The organism is Paludibacterium flexuosum (assembly GCF_037076605.1).
Classification (GTDB): Bacteria; Pseudomonadota; Gammaproteobacteria; order Burkholderiales; family Chromobacteriaceae; genus Paludibacterium.
In genome coordinates, this window is record NZ_AP029060.1 from 666,488 (window position 1) to 680,565 (window position 14,078).

General features: G+C 62.9%; 17 protein-coding genes. 5 read left to right on the forward strand and 12 right to left on the reverse strand.

Annotated elements, in window-relative coordinates:
• Window positions 1-1,080 (forward strand): ferrochelatase, encoded by a 1,080-nt coding sequence (gene hemH / locus AACH39_RS03210; protein ID WP_338620874.1) that lies wholly within the window; start codon window positions 1-3, stop codon window positions 1,078-1,080.
• A 158-nt stretch (window positions 1,081-1,238) separates the two neighbouring features.
• The gene (locus tag AACH39_RS03215) at window positions 1,239-2,459 is read left to right on the forward strand and encodes a branched-chain amino acid ABC transporter substrate-binding protein (RefSeq protein WP_338620875.1); all 1,221 of its coding nucleotides are present in this window, start codon (window positions 1,239-1,241) and stop codon (window positions 2,457-2,459) included.
• 75 nt (window positions 2,460-2,534) lie between these two features.
• Here AACH39_RS03215 and AACH39_RS03220 read toward each other — a convergent pair whose 3' ends face one another.
• The 4 genes from AACH39_RS03220 to AACH39_RS03235 form a co-directional block, all read right to left on the reverse strand.
• Window positions 2,535-2,972, reverse strand: coding sequence for a hypothetical protein (locus AACH39_RS03220; RefSeq protein WP_338620876.1), 438 nt, complete (start codon window positions 2,970-2,972; stop codon window positions 2,535-2,537).
• Window positions 2,973-3,144: 172 nt separating this feature from the next.
• Window positions 3,145-3,957: a crotonase/enoyl-CoA hydratase family protein gene (locus AACH39_RS03225; RefSeq protein WP_215782460.1), complete on the reverse strand. Its 813-nt coding sequence runs from the start codon at window positions 3,955-3,957 to the stop codon at window positions 3,145-3,147.
• Between the two features lie 10 nt (window positions 3,958-3,967).
• Window positions 3,968-4,462, reverse strand: coding sequence for a DUF4442 domain-containing protein (locus tag AACH39_RS03230; RefSeq protein ID WP_215782459.1), 495 nt, complete (start codon window positions 4,460-4,462; stop codon window positions 3,968-3,970).
• A gap of 32 nt (window positions 4,463-4,494) precedes the next feature.
• Window positions 4,495-5,070, reverse strand: a complete 576-nt coding sequence (locus tag AACH39_RS03235; protein WP_215782458.1) for a TetR/AcrR family transcriptional regulator — start codon at window positions 5,068-5,070, stop codon at window positions 4,495-4,497.
• 114 nt (window positions 5,071-5,184) lie between these two features.
• Here AACH39_RS03235 and dapF point away from each other — a divergent pair, with 114 nt between their 5' ends.
• From dapF to AACH39_RS03250, 3 genes are read left to right on the forward strand one after another with little or no spacing between them, the layout of a single operon-like run.
• Window positions 5,185-6,015, forward strand: a complete 831-nt coding sequence (gene dapF / locus AACH39_RS03240; RefSeq protein WP_338620877.1) for a diaminopimelate epimerase — start codon at window positions 5,185-5,187, stop codon at window positions 6,013-6,015.
• Entirely contained in the window at window positions 6,008-6,673 is a 666-nt protein-coding gene (locus AACH39_RS03245) for a DUF484 family protein (RefSeq protein ID WP_338620878.1), read from the forward strand. The genes dapF and AACH39_RS03245 overlap by 8 nt, the downstream gene beginning before the upstream one ends.
• Window positions 6,670-7,239, forward strand: a complete 570-nt coding sequence (locus tag AACH39_RS03250) for a hypothetical protein (protein ID WP_338620879.1) — start codon at window positions 6,670-6,672, stop codon at window positions 7,237-7,239. The genes AACH39_RS03245 and AACH39_RS03250 overlap by 4 nt, the downstream gene beginning before the upstream one ends.
• Here the strand turns inward: AACH39_RS03250 and AACH39_RS03255 are convergent.
• From AACH39_RS03255 to serC, 8 genes are all read right to left on the reverse strand, one after another.
• Window positions 7,230-8,441: a PrpF domain-containing protein gene (locus AACH39_RS03255; protein ID WP_338620880.1), complete on the reverse strand. Its 1,212-nt coding sequence runs from the start codon at window positions 8,439-8,441 to the stop codon at window positions 7,230-7,232. The genes AACH39_RS03250 and AACH39_RS03255 overlap by 10 nt on opposite strands.
• A 16-nt stretch (window positions 8,442-8,457) precedes the next feature.
• Window positions 8,458-8,886, reverse strand: coding sequence for a TOBE domain-containing protein (locus tag AACH39_RS03260; protein ID WP_338620881.1), 429 nt, complete (start codon window positions 8,884-8,886; stop codon window positions 8,458-8,460).
• Entirely contained in the window at window positions 8,883-9,923 is a 1,041-nt protein-coding gene (locus tag AACH39_RS03265) for a 3-deoxy-7-phosphoheptulonate synthase (protein ID WP_338620882.1), read from the reverse strand. The genes AACH39_RS03260 and AACH39_RS03265 overlap by 4 nt, the downstream gene beginning before the upstream one ends.
• The gene (locus tag AACH39_RS03270; RefSeq protein WP_338620883.1) at window positions 9,920-10,624 is read right to left on the reverse strand and encodes an isoprenoid biosynthesis protein ElbB; all 705 of its coding nucleotides are present in this window, start codon (window positions 10,622-10,624) and stop codon (window positions 9,920-9,922) included. Before AACH39_RS03270 ends, AACH39_RS03265 begins: the two co-directional genes overlap by 4 nt.
• A gap of 7 nt (window positions 10,625-10,631) precedes the next feature.
• Entirely contained in the window at window positions 10,632-11,219 is a 588-nt protein-coding gene (locus AACH39_RS03275; RefSeq protein ID WP_338620884.1) for a TIGR00730 family Rossman fold protein, read from the reverse strand.
• A 4-nt stretch (window positions 11,220-11,223) separates the two neighbouring features.
• A complete protein-coding gene (gene pheA, locus AACH39_RS03280) occupies window positions 11,224-12,297 on the reverse strand; it encodes a prephenate dehydratase (protein ID WP_215782450.1) in 1,074 nt (357 codons plus the stop codon).
• 2 nt (window positions 12,298-12,299) lie between these two features.
• Entirely contained in the window at window positions 12,300-12,890 is a 591-nt protein-coding gene (locus tag AACH39_RS03285) for a class I SAM-dependent methyltransferase (RefSeq protein ID WP_338620885.1), read from the reverse strand.
• Between the two features lie 93 nt (window positions 12,891-12,983).
• Window positions 12,984-14,072 (reverse strand): 3-phosphoserine/phosphohydroxythreonine transaminase, encoded by a 1,089-nt coding sequence (serC, locus tag AACH39_RS03290; protein WP_215782448.1) that lies wholly within the window; start codon window positions 14,070-14,072, stop codon window positions 12,984-12,986.
• Window positions 14,073-14,078 lie beyond the last annotated feature (6 nt).

A 14,078-nucleotide genomic window follows, 5' to 3' on the forward strand; every position in this document is an offset into this window, starting at 1 on the left:
ATGACCGCACCGCAAGCCTTTCGTCACGATTTTCAGCCCCGCACCGGGGTCCTGCTGCTGAATCTGGGAACGCCGGATGCCCCCACGCCATCCGCGCTGCGTCGCTACCTGAAAGAATTCCTTTCCGATCGCCGGGTAATCGAGATTCCGCGCCTGCTGTGGTGGCCTCTGCTCAACGGGGTGATTCTCAACGTCAGGCCGCGCCAGTCGGCGCGCAAATATGCCAGCATCTGGCGCGAGCAGGGTTCACCCCTGCTGGTGGAGACACAGGCGCAGACCGAAGCAGTGCGTCAGGCCCTGGCGACCCGCGGCCTGGACAATCTGCTGGTGATGTGTGCCATGCGCTATGGCAATCCCTCCATCCCTGCCGCCCTGGCGGAAATGCGCAGACAGCATGTCGATCAATTAGTCGTGGTGCCGCTCTACCCGCAATACTCGGCCGCCTCGACCGGCTCGGCGCTGGACGGCGTCTTTGCCGAGCTGATGAAAGACCGCAATATGCCTGCGGTACGCACCGTGCGGCATTTTCACGATCATCCGGGCTATATCGCCGCGCTGGCCGGCCAGATCGAACAGGACTGGCAGCAGCATGGCCGGCCGGATGTGCTGGTGATGAGTTTTCATGGCATGCCCAAATTCACCCTCGAGCGCGGCGATCCCTATTTCTGCGAATGCCAGAAAACCGCCCGCCTGCTGGCCGAGGCCCTGCACCTGCCAGCCGAGGCATGGCGTATCAGTTTTCAGAGCCGTTTTGGTCGCACTGAATGGCTGAAGCCGTATACCGTGGAGGTCGTGCGAGAACTGGCCGAGGCAGGGACGGCACGGGTGGATGTGGTGTGCCCGGGCTTTGTCGCCGACTGCCTGGAGACCCTGGAGGAAATCGCGGTCGAGGTCAGGGAGGTGTTCCATCAGTATGGCGGTGGCATGTATCGTTATCTTCCCTGCCTAAATAGCAACAGCCAGTGGATCCAGGTCCTGACCGACATCATTCAGTCACAACTTCAGGGTTTGTCCCTGCAAAATCAATCGGATACCACACAGCGCCAGGCGCGTGCACAGGCCATTGGCGCCACAGCCTGAGCCGACTTTTCAAGGTTGTTTAATCCCGAATTTCTTATCCGTTGACACTAGAAACAACTGATTAGCATAATCAGACGCAGGTGTGGGGAAGCATGGATCTGCCTCCCCGAGCCAGCAACAAAGGGTCACCAAATCTACAAAGAAATAAGGGAAACAGAATGAAAAACACTGCTCGTCTGACATTGATGGCAGCCGCAGTACTGGCTCTGGCAGCCTGCGGCAAACAAGGTGGTTCGTCTTCCGACGCATCCGGTGCTGCGGCCTCCGCCCCGGCCGCCTCTGCCCCGGCAGCTGCCGACAGCGGCAACGTAGTCAAGATCGGTCAGGTTTCGCCGATGTCGGGCCCGATTTCCCATCTGGGCAAGGATAACGAGTATGGCGCCAAGCTGGCGATTGCCGATCTGAACGCCGAAGGCGTGACCATTGGCGGCAAGAAGGTGACTTTCGAGCTGGTTTCGGAAGATGACCAGGGCGACCCGAAGATCGGCACCCAGGTAGCACAGCGTCTGGTTGATGCCGGCGTCGTCGGCGTCGTCGGTCACCTGAACTCCGGCACCACCATCCCGGCCTCCAAGATCTACTCGGATGCCGGCATTCCGCAGATTTCCCCGTCCGCCACCAACCCGGACTACACCAAGCAAGGCTACAAGACCACCTTCCGCGTCATTGCCAACGACGTACAGCAAGGCATGGCACTGGGTGACTACGCTGTCAGCGTCGCCAAGGCCAAGAACATTGCCGTCATCGATGACCGCACTGCGTACGGCCAGGGTCTCGCCGACCAGTTCGTCAATGCCGTCAAGGCCAAGGGCGGCAAGATCGTTGACCGTGAATTCACCACCAACTCGGCCACCGACTTCAATGCCATTCTGACCGCCGTCAAGGCCAAGAAGCCGGACATGGTGTTCTACGGCGGCATGGACGCCCAGGCGGGCCCGATGGCCAAGCAAATGAAGCAACTGGGCATCAAGGCTCGCCTGATCGCCGGTGACGGTGTGCAAACGCCGGAGTTCATCAAGCTGGCGGGCGATGCATCCGAAGGTCAACTGGCCTCGATGGCCGGTGTGCCGCGTGACAAGATGCCGGGTTTTGCCGCCTTCAACGACAAGTTCAAGAAGGCATTCAATACCGACATCCAGATCTACGCACCGTACGAATACGATGCAGTTCGTGTCCTGGTCGACGCCATGAAGCGCGCCAACTCCACGGACCCGAAGGTCTATCTGCCGGAAGTCGGCAAGACTGCCTACGATGGCGTAACCGGCCACATCGAATTCGATGACAAGGGCGACGTCAAGAACGGCAGCGTGACCGTTTACCAGGTGAAGAATGGCAAGTGGGAAGTGGTTTCGGTTGTCGGTGGTGCTGCCAAGCAGTAAGTCACCAGTCAATCGTCATGATCAAGCGGAGCCTCCGGGCTCCGCTTTTTTCTTGCCCTCCCGGACGATGCCGGCTTAATTGGCCGTCTGCGGGCCGTTTTGCCACAGCTGTCGCTGACTCGGCGTCAGGACCGCCCAGAGGGCGCTGGTCTTGCTGCTGAGATCGGCCAGCACACCTGCCGTCTTCCGGGCATCATTCGCCGCCAGCCTGGCCTCGTCGACCGGACTGGCGCCAGGCGGCGGACAAAGCGGCGCCTGGTTGATTTCTGCCATGCGCGCCTGCTTGTAGGCTTGCCAGGCATCCTGCTGTGCCGGCTGCAGCTGCAGGGCATCGGCCATTTGGTCCAAACGTATGGCGGCCATTTGCTGAACGCGGGCATGCATCATATTGCGGATTTCACAACGCGGTGCTGTCGATGGCTCGGCCGCGTTGGCCGCCAGTCCGCTGCATGCCAGCAGCCCGGCCAGGGCGCCGCGACTCAGCCAGCGGATCAAAAAGGTCGATCGGGTCATGGGTAAGTCCTTGTTGTTGATCAGACCGCCATTGAACCATCCGCAAGTAAATGGCAGATGCACGGACACCCGGCTTTTGTAAACAGCCTCAGGGCAAACATGAACAGAGATGTCGGCGTGCAGCCGGCCTCATGCGGGAAAATGGCGCCGCCGGACGGCGGCGCCGGAGGGATCAGTCGCGGAATTGTGCCGGCTGCTTCATCATCGCGGCCATGCCGGCCTTGGCGATGTCTTCGGACAACAGCATGGCGGCGTTCCAGTTGGCCACATACTCCAGGCCATCTGCCACGCTGTGATCGCGACTGTAATTGAGCACCTGCTTGCTGCCGCGGACCGCCAGCGGCGACTTGGCGGCAATCAGACCGGCCGTTTCCAGCGCTGCCGCGCGCACCGCCTCGGCATCCGGCAACACCCGGTTGACCAGTTGCCAGCGCTCGGCCTGTTCGGCGCCGATATCACGCCCGGTCAGCGCCATCTCGCGTGCCACCCCCTGGCCGACGATGGTCGGCAGGCGTTGCAGGGTGCCGACGTCGGCCACCATGCCGATATCCACCTCACGCACACCAAACTGGGCATCGACACTGGCGTAACGGAAATCCGCCGCCAGGGCGATATCCAGTCCTCCCCCGAGACAGTACCCGCTGATGGCGGCAATCACGGGCTTGCGACACTTCTCCAGGCTGGTGACACAGGCCTGCAGGTCCAGGATCAGACCACGCAGCTTTTCACGCTTGCGTGCCTCGCACTCGTCATTGATCTGCCCCTGCACCCCCATCAACAGCGACAAGTCGATGCCGGAGCTGAAATGCTTGCCCGCCCCGGAGAGCACCACGGCGCGTACCGCGCCCTCGGCATCGCACCACTCGAAGGCCTGACGCATCTCGCGCCACATGTCGGCGTTCAGTGCATTGGCCTTGTCCGGGCGATTGAACGTCACCAGCGCCACGGCGCCCTGCAGTTCCAACGTCAGTGTCGTGAAATTCATCGGTCTCTCCTCAGCGTTTTTTCGGCACCCAGGCCCAGGTCATCTCGCACTGAATCGGCGCATTACCGGATTCGTCGGTCACCACCACCTCGACCACGGTATTGCCCTTTTCTTCCTGCTGCAGGGCGGCGATTTGCGCCGGTTGCAGCGTTGCCACCGCGCGCATGTCACCCTGGCTGCGCTGCAGATAGTCGACCTTCATGGACTTGAGCAGCATCAGTTTGTCATCCGGCACATTCATGCCCATGACGAACCCCGATGCGGTTTCCGCCAGCAGCGCCATGGCGGCGGCATGCACGCCCCGGATGTGGTTTTGCACCTTGCGACGATTGCGGATCGACACTACCAGACGCTGCGGCCCGACCTCCTCGAAGCGCAGGCCCGCCGTACCAAGGAAAGGCACGACACGGCCGAACAGCCGTGACAGCACCACGTTGCGTAACCCGCGCGGCAGACGGTCGGCCTTGGCCACCATACGGCTCATGCTGTTTTGTTTGCTTTGCATCCCTGCGAATCCCCGTGTTGTGTTTTGTTGTTTTACAGCCCGAGCAACCGGCTGATTTGTCGCTTGACCGTTTCCAGCCAGCCATCGTCCACCCGGGCAAGCTGCAGGCCACCCTGCAGCGCCGAGAACATCAGCACCCCCATGTCCTCCGGCGTCCCAGGATAGTCAAACACCCCCTGCTCCCGCCCTCGTGTCGCCAGCACGATGGACCAGTGCCGCATCTCGTCGATAAAGGCGGCCGCCTGCTGCTTCATTGCATCCGGCAAGGTATGAAACTCCGTACTGAGCATGCCGCTCGGGCAAACCTGGCGATCCTGCAGAAAGTAGCTTTGCGCCAGCTCGAAGTAGCGCTGCAACTGTTCGGCTGGCGGCAGAGCCTCCTGCGCCTCGATGAAGCGGTGCAAGCGGCGGCGATAGCGCTCGATCAGCGCGACCCCCAGATCGGTCTTGTGCGGGAAATGGTAATGAATGGCGGCATTGCGGATGCCAAGCTCGCTGCTGACCAGCTGATAGCTGAAGGCATTGAAGCCCCGCGTCAGCAATAATTCTTCGGCGATATCGAGAATGCGTTTGCGGGTATCGGTCTTGGCGTCTGCGGGTGTTTTCATGCGCCAACTTTACTTACTGGTCAGTAAGCTGTCAATGCGACTGGCATGGGGTTTGGCAGCCCATCTACTTGGGGTATGATGACTGGCAAATCACGCGTCGCGGAGTCAGGAAGAATGAAACTGAAGTTCAGCAAAATGCATGGTCTGGGCAATGATTTCATGGTGATCGATGGCGTTCGCCAGACGGTCAGACTGACCCCGGAGCAGATCCGCCTGTGGGGGCACCGCCACTTCGGCATCGGCTTCGACCAGTTGCTGCTGGTCGAGCCGGCACAGGAGGCCGGTCATGACTTTCGTTACCGTATCTTCAACAACGATGGCGGCGAAGTCGAACAGTGCGGCAATGGCGCGCGCTGCTTTGCCCGCTTCGTCTTTGAACAGGGCCTGAGCCAGCAAACCCGGCTGAAGGTGGAAACCGCGCGCGGCGTCATCATGCCGGAGCGCATGGAAAACGGCGAGGTGCAGGTCGACATGGGCGTTCCGCGCTTCGCGCCGGCAGATCTGCCGATGAAGGATGTCGAGCCGGCCAGACTGTACCGGCTCAATGCCGCGGGCGAAGACCTTGAAGTCTCGGCCTTGTCCATGGGCAACCCGCATGCCGTGCTGGTGGTGCCGGAGGCGGATCTGGCGCCGGTCAAATCCATCGGTCAGGCGTTGCAGCAGAGTCATTACTTCCCGCAGAGCGTCAATGTCGGCTTCATGCAGATCCTGAGCCGCGACGAGATCCGCCTGCGTGTTTATGAACGCGGGGCCGGCGAGACGCTGGCCTGCGGGACTGGCGCCTGCGCCGCCGTGGTCGCCGGCATTCAGCGCGGTTTGCTAAACAATCGCGTTCGGGTACATACCCATGGTGGAGACTTGACGGTAGAATGGGCTGGCGACGGCCAGCCAGTCAGGATGACCGGCCCGGCCACCACGGTCTTCAGCGGAGAAATCGATGTCTGAGCAAAACGTGACGATGCAGTCTGACGATGTACTGGCCTTTCTGGAAAACCATCCGGATTTCCTGCAGCACCACGCCGACCGCTTCGGTCTGAAACAGCAAAATGACCGCGTCGTGGTCTCGCTGGTCGATCGCCAGATGCTGGAGCTGAAAGACCGCTGCCGCCAGCTGGAGGCCCGGCTGCAGCAACTGGTGCGCCACGGCGAGAACAATGACCAGATTCAGCTGCGCATGCACCGTCTTGCCCTGACCCTGTTGCAGGCCGAAACACCTGCCCGGCTGAGCGAATCCCTCGCCCGCTGCTTCGCCGACGAGTTCGGCCTCGACCGCATGGCCCTGCGCCTGTGGCATCCGGCAGCCGCCAGTTTCGGCGATGCCTTCAATGCCCGCAGCGATGTCGCCATGCTGGCCCGCAATCTGAACACGCCGTACTGCGGCCCTTATGTCAACGACGAGGTGATGTCCTGGTTCCCGGCCGTCCCCGTGCTGCAGTCCTTCAGCCAGGTCGCCCTGCGCGACGCCGGCGGCGAGCCGTTCGGCCTGCTGGTGCTGGCCAGTGACGACGCCCAGCGCTTCACCCATGACATGCATACCCACTATCTGGTGCAAATCGGTGAACTGATCAGTGCAGCCTGCCTGCGGGTGCTGGGTCAGGCGTGAGTCTGCTGTCACTGTCCACCCTGTTTCTCGTCATGGTGGCCGGCTTCTGGCTATTCGCCATGTGGCGTGTAGTGGCCAGCGATCATGGCGTGGCACAAGCCTGTTTCGTCGCCGGTTACTTCCCGCTGGCCATTGTGGTGCGGCTTGGCCGCACCTTTGATGCGATGGCCCCGGTCTGGGCGCCCTTTCTCTACCCCTATGCCTGGGTTGGTCTGGCCGCCGTATTCTGGGCGGCCAGCCAGATCAGGCTGACACGTCACGGACTGCTGATCCGTGAAACCCCGCGCCGCATGGGCGCACTCTATCTGGCGGCTCTGTTACTGCATCTCGGGGTCTTGCTGGCCATGCCCCTGTCCCAGGGGCGCATTCTGTCGCTCTATCTGATGGTGCCGCCCGCCATGGTGCTGCTGACCATGCTGCTTTACTTTCCGCTGTGCTGGCTGATGGGACGGCAGGCTGAGGGGAGAATTGACTGGCTGCCACTGGTTCTGCTGACCCTGCTGGTGCCGTTGGGCTGGTTCAAGCTGTGCGCACTCACCGTCCCTGCGCTGCTCAACTACGGCTGAGCCTGTGCGGCCAGCCATTGCGACAGGGCCGCTGATGGCCGGTACAGCGGCATCTGCCCGCGCAGCAGGATCTGGGCATTGCGCTGACAACCAACCCGGAGGATCTGCAGCGCCTCTCCCCGCCCCTGACTTTCAATCGTGGCATGCAGCCGACCGGCCGGATTATCCAGCGCAATGTCGACCAGATCTCCCTGGTCAGCAGCCTCATCCATAACAGCCATCTCGTGCGCCAGCGTACCGGACACCAGGCAGGCGGCTGCAATGCAGCAGGCACCGGACACGGCCAGCGAGGCGTGCGCCTGTTGCGGGGTAAAGTAACGCACACTCAGTTGCGCACCCCGCCTGCCGGGAGCCAGGATCGCCACCTTGGGCAGGGTTTCGCTGACAGCCATCCGGGCGGCCGACAACAGCTGCCCCTCGCCATCCCGCAAGCCCATGCGCAGCGCCGCCGCCACACAGACCCGTCGCAAAGCCTGCATGAAAGGCTCGTCCTGCTGCAGGGCCAGCGGGGACTCGTCACCGCGCTTACCGAGATCCGCTGCCCGAATCAGCACCATCGGCACGGCAACATCCACGCAGCTGACCGGCACCCCTTCCACCAGCTCCTGCGGCCGGCCAGTCGGCAGCAAGTGCCCGGTTTTGGCACCCGCCGGATGGTTGAGAAACAGATCGACCGCCGGCCACTGGCCGGGCACCCCTGGAATGGCAGCACATCGCAGCTGGCCGTCAGCCTCAAAGCGCAGTCGCGCATCGGAGATCACGCCGGTATTGGTATTGCGGATGGAGACCCGGACCTCGCCGTCGGCCACCGGCGACAGCAAGCCGACATCCAGCGCCCACAAGGGCAAGGCAGAGGTCAGGTTGCCGCAATTGACGCGCCAGTCCAGCTCGGCCGTGTGCGATGCCCCTTGCGCCAGCGTGCTGACCAGCCGCGGCTGACCGTCCGCTGTTTCCGTCCCGACAAGAAAGACTTTGTTGCTGGTCGGCGTGCCGCGCCCCAGCCCGGTCAGTTGCCGGTTGTCCGGCTGCAGACCCAGCAGGGGCAGACCGAGAAGATGTCGCAGCAGTTCGTCGCGCAGCACGGACTGAGCCGGCAGCTGACTTTGCGGCAGGACCAGGCCGAGCGATGTGCCGCCCCGCACTTGATGCAGCGGGTAGTGCCACACCCCGTCGACACACTGAACTGCAGGCTGGGAACGCAAGACAATGGCCCGGAGACTAGCGGCGCACGCCGACAATCACGCTGGAAGCCTTGAACAGGACAGAGGCAGGCTGGCCAGGCTGCAGCGCCAGGCCGTCACGGCTGGCATTGGTCACCATGGCAACGAACTGGCCGACATCCGGCACGGCAATCGTGACCTCGCTGTTGACGGCCCCTTCGGTCAGTGCCACCACCGTCCCGGCGAAGTGATTGCGGGCAGAAAACTGCACGCCCTGGTCGTCCGTGACCACAATGATGGCCGAAGACTTGATGAGTGCCACTGCCGCCATACCCGCCTTCAGGTCCAGTGCCGCAGCGCTCTCGCGCGTGATAACCGCCACCAGCTTCCGGCCACTGGCCAGCGACAGCTCCACCTCATCGTTCACCGCCCCGGCACGCAAGCCGGTGATGGTGGCATCAAACTGATTTCGTGCACTGCTTTTCATCCTGCGATCTCCGCGAGAGAGGGCAAACTGCGATTCAGTACTGTGGCCAGGGGGCGCAGTACGGTCATCAGCTCGCTCAGTTGATCCGCGGTCAGCACCTGCTCGGCATGCACCCTGGCCTGCTCGGGCTGCGGATGGACATCCAGCCACAGACCGTCCGCTCCGGCTGCAATGGCAGCCGCGGCCAGCGAAGGCACCATCCGGGCATGGCCGCAGGCTTCGGCCGGGGCGGCAATGACCGGAAGATGGGTCTCGGCTTTGAGTGCGGCAATGGCACCAATATCGGCCATGACACGTTCATCCGGCGCCAGCCCCCGGATGCCGCTTTCGCAGAAAATGATGTGGTGATTACCACCGGCGGCAATGGTTTCAGCCGCCATCAGCCATTCGCTCAGGGTAGCCGCCTGACCGCGCTTGAGGATGACCGGCTTGTTGAGCCGGCCGACCTCGCGCAACAGGTCGCTGTTGGCCATGTGGCGCGGGCCGATGACCAGGGCGTCGATCTCGAGCTCGAGAAACGCTTCGATGTTACGCACGTCGGTCAGTTCGGAAACGACGGGCAGACCACACTGCCTGGCTGCCTGCTGCAGACTGGCCAGACCGTCGACCCCCAGCCCCTGGAAGGCGTAGGGGTTGTCACTCTGTACAAAGGCGCCGCCATGCAGCACCCGTGCGCCCGCACGCTGCACCGCGCGGGCTGCCGCCTCGATCTGCGCAGCCCCTTCGATGGCAGGCGGGCCGGCGATGATCTGCAGGGCATGGCCGCCGAACTGCTGACCGCGCAAGCTGACCGTCGACGCTGCCGGGTGAATCTCGCGCCCGACCAGCCGATATTCACGCACCACCCGCATGGCCCGCTCGACGGCCGGCATGCGTTCGAACAGCGCCGGGTCGAGCACCCGCTCGTCGCCGATGGCGCCGATCAGGGTGCGCTCTGTGCCGCGCGAGACATGTTCGCGCAGCCCGGCGGCACGAATGCGCGTCACCACCTGCTCGATCTGGGCCGGGCTGGCGCCCGGGGTCATGATAATGATCATGTTGGCTCCTGCTGCGCCAGCAACCAGCCAAGGGCAGAAACCCCGGCCTGGCAAGCGCCAAAAATATCGGCGGAACTGGCCCTGGCATATAACCGGGCCGGCACACTGGCAAAGCGGTGACGACCATCAATGCAGGCTTCGTCGGCTTCGCATTCGACATGGCGCATGCCCCACCCCTCCAGCGCCTGTACCAGTTCGCTCGACTCCTGCTCGGTGCCAAAGGTCAGCCGCACGCCCTTCAGCTCGTAGTGGCGCGCCAGCAAGGCCAGCAAGATCGAGGCCGCAGACAGGGCGACCATGGGCTTGCCGGCTGACCACATGGCCGCCAGCGCCTCGGCCAGCTCGGGGGCCAGCGTGGCGTCACTGCCGCGCGGGGTAAAGTTGCTCAGCCCGCGCATCACGCCTGCGCCGCCAGGGATCAGCACACCGTCCAGCCATTCCGGACTCATTGCCGAGAGCGGCTCGATCTGGCCGCGCGTCAGGCGCGCCGCTTCGATCATCATGTTGCGGGCATCCTGCATTGGCCGGCCACCGGCATGGTCGACGACTTCGCGCTGCAGGCGGTCCGGTGCAAAGCAACGCACGCGATAACCAGCCTGCGACAGCGCAACCAAGCAGCTGCTCGCCTCCAGCGGATCGCTGCCGTCCCGGCTACCGCAACCGGCCAGGATGAGGGCAATGGTGGGCGTATTGGACATCATGAAATCATCAGGTCTGATTCAGGGGCAGGGTCGACGCAGCGGACGAGGACGGCAGGCCGGTCAGGTGCGCCAGTAGTGGCTCGACCTGTTGCGCATGGTGCAGCAGGCTCAGTTGCGCATCACGGACAAAGCCCTGCCCGGCCATGTGGCGCACCATCTGCAGCAGCGGCTGATAGAAACCGTCCACGTCCAGCAGACCGATCGGCTTGCCATGCACACCGAGCTGCGCCCAGGTCAGGATTTCGAACAGTTCGTCCAGCGTGCCGAAGCCCCCCGGCAAGGCGACAAAGGCATCGGACAGTCCGGCCATCAGGGCCTTGCGTTCGTGCATGCTTTGCGTGACATGCAATTCGCTCAGGCCCAGGTGGGCCACTTCGCGCGCCTTGAGAAACTCGGGAATGACACCGACGACGCGCCCGCCGGCCGCCAGCGCGGCATCCGCAGCCAGCCCCATCAGACCGACGCGGCCACCGCCGAACACCAGGGTCAGTCCCTGCTGCGCCACGGCACGGCCCAAAGCCTGTGCCGCCTCGGCATAGGCCGGCGACGCGCCGGTGGCCGCACCACAAAACAGACAGATCGATTTCAGTGCCATGGGCTCAGATCACCGCCAGGGGGTAGGCGCCAAGAATCTTGACGAAGGCCGCCGTGGACTGCAATGCCTGCAGCGCCGCCACCACATTGGCATCGGACTGATGCCCCTCGATATCGATGAAGTAGACATACTCCCACAGGCCGGCGCGGGCCGGGCGGGACTCCAGCTTGGTCATCGACACGCCATTGGCGGCAATCGGTGCCAACAGCGTATAAAGCGCACCGGCACGGTTTGGCGCCGCCACGATCAGCGAGGTCTTGTCCTGACCGGTCGCCCCCACGTCCTGATGCCCCAGGACCAGGAAGCGGGTGGTGTTGTTCGGCTCGTCCTCGATATTCTCTGCCACTTTTTCCAGCTGGTAGCGTTCGGCGGCAGCCTGACCGGCAATTGCCGCTGCACCGGGCTCCGCTGCGGCCAGTCGTGCCGCCTCGGCATTGCTGGCCACCGAGATGCGTTCCACATTCTGCGGCAGGTTCTTGTTCAGCCATTCATGGCATTGCGCCAGCGCCTGGGCATGGGCATAGACCCGGCGCACCGGTGCCTCATCCCCCGGCCGTCGCAGCAGGTGGTGATGAATGCGCAGCACCACTTCACCGCAAATTTTCAGGGGACTGGCCACCATCAGGTCCAGCGTGCGGCCGACAGCCCCCTCGGTGGAGTTCTCTACCGGCGCCACCACGTAATCCAGCGTGCGGGCTTCCACCAGCCGGAAAGCCTCGTCGACCGAGGCGCAGGCGACGGTATGGGCCGCGTGGCCAAAATGTTTCATGGCTGCCAGCTGGGTAAAGGTCCCTTCCGGGCCGAGATAGGCAACCGACAGCGGGCGCTCCAGCGCCAGGCACTCGGACATCACTTCGCGGAACAGGCGCGCCACCGACTCGCTCGACAGCGGGCCCTGGTTGAGCGACTTGATGCGACGCAGCACCTGGGCCTCGCGCTCCGGGCGGTAGACGATGCCGCCGCCCTTGATCTCGCCGATGGCGCGTGCGTGGCTGGCTCGCTGGTTCAGCAGCTCGAGGATGCGGGCATCGATGTCATCGATGGCATCGCGATGTGTTTTCAGTAAGTGATCCGTCACGTTTATTCGTCTTTCAGGATGACAAATTGTCCTTTGCCAATCGGGTAGGTTTCTGCGAGATAGCCTTCTGTCGCCAGCACTTCGCGCACAAACGGCGCGCATTCATCGGCATGCGACAGGGCGTTGTCCATCACCAGCAGGCCGCCGGGCCGCAAGACCCGGCAGATCTGCGGCCAGAGCGTCGGATAGTGCGAGCGATCCGCATCCAGAAACAGGAAATCGACCGGACCGCCCTCCAGCGAGGTCAGCCACTCGCCGGCCTCCACCTGCTCCAGGCGAACCAGATGCGACAGACCCAGCTGCTGCAATCGCGACGCCGCCAGCTGATGAAAGTCGCTGGCACTATCCAGGCTGGTGACCTTGCCCTGATTTTCCCGTGCCGCCAGCGCGAGCCAGAGTGTCGAATAGCCACTGGCCGTACCGATTTCGACAATGCGACGGGCGCCGGCGGCGCGCGCCATCTGATAGAGGAACATGCCGGCATCGGGTGACAGCATGCGCCAGCGCGCCTGTGCCTGATCGATACTGGCATCATGGGCCTCTCCCTGTGCCCAGATAGCTCTTAATTGTTCAAGCGTTTCCTGCTGCAACATGGTCTCTCCTCCTTTGCTCAAGGCAGGGAATGGCCACGACCGTGGCCGCTCAGGAGATGCACGTCACCCGGCCGGGTGCGGCCGGGTGCACGATCAGCCGTGCTGACGGGCAAAGTCCTGCATGAAATTGACCAGCGCCTTGACCCCTTCGATCGGCATGGCGTTGTAGATGGAAGCACGCATCCCGCCGACCACGCGATGACCCTTGATCTGCACCAGTCCGTTTTTCTTGGCCTCGCTGACAAACGTATCATTGAGGGCCTCGTCGCGCAGTCGGAAAGTGACATTCATTTTCGAGCGGAACGGGGTCTCGATGTGCGAACTGTAAAACCCGCCACTGCTGTCGATGGCGTGATACAGCAGGCCGGATTTTTCTTCGTTGCGCGATGCCATGCCCTTGATGCCACCCTGCTCGCGAATCCACTTGAGCACCAGGCCGGCAATATAGATCGGGAAGGTGGCCGGGGTGTTGTACATCGAGTCGGCATCGGCATGGACACGATAATTCAGCATGGTCGGCGTGACCGGCAAGGCGCGATCCAGCAGATCCTCGCGCACGATGACCAGGGTCAGCCCGGACGGGCCGATATTCTTTTGCGCACCGGCATAGATCAGGCCGAAACGGCTGACGTCGATCTCGTGGGACAGGAATTCGGACGACATGTCGCAAACCAGCGGCACGCCTTCGGGCGGGGTCGGAATGAACGGAAACTGCAGACCGCCAATGGTTTCGTTCGAGGTGTAATGCAGATAGGCCGCATGCGGATCGCACTGCCAGCTGTCTTCAGCCGGCACATAAGAGAAATGACGGTCTTCGCTGCTGGCCACCACTTTGACCTTGGCATAGCGCTTGGCTTCTTTCATCGCCAGCTTGGACCAGTGTCCGGTATTGACGAAATCGATGGATTTCTTCTCGCCCAGCAGATTGAGCGGCACCATGGAGAACTGCTGCGATGCCCCGCCCTGCAGGAACAACACGCGATGGGTGTCCGGAATCGCCATCAGGGCACGCAGATCATGCTCGGCGTCATGGATGATTTCCATGAACTCCTTGCCGCGATGGCTCATCTCCATCACGCTCATGCCGCTGCCGTGCCAGTCGAGCAATTCGCTCTGGGCTTCGGCAAGCACGGAGTGCGGCAGCATCGCCGGACCGGAAGAAAAGTTATAGACCTTTGCCATGACCAT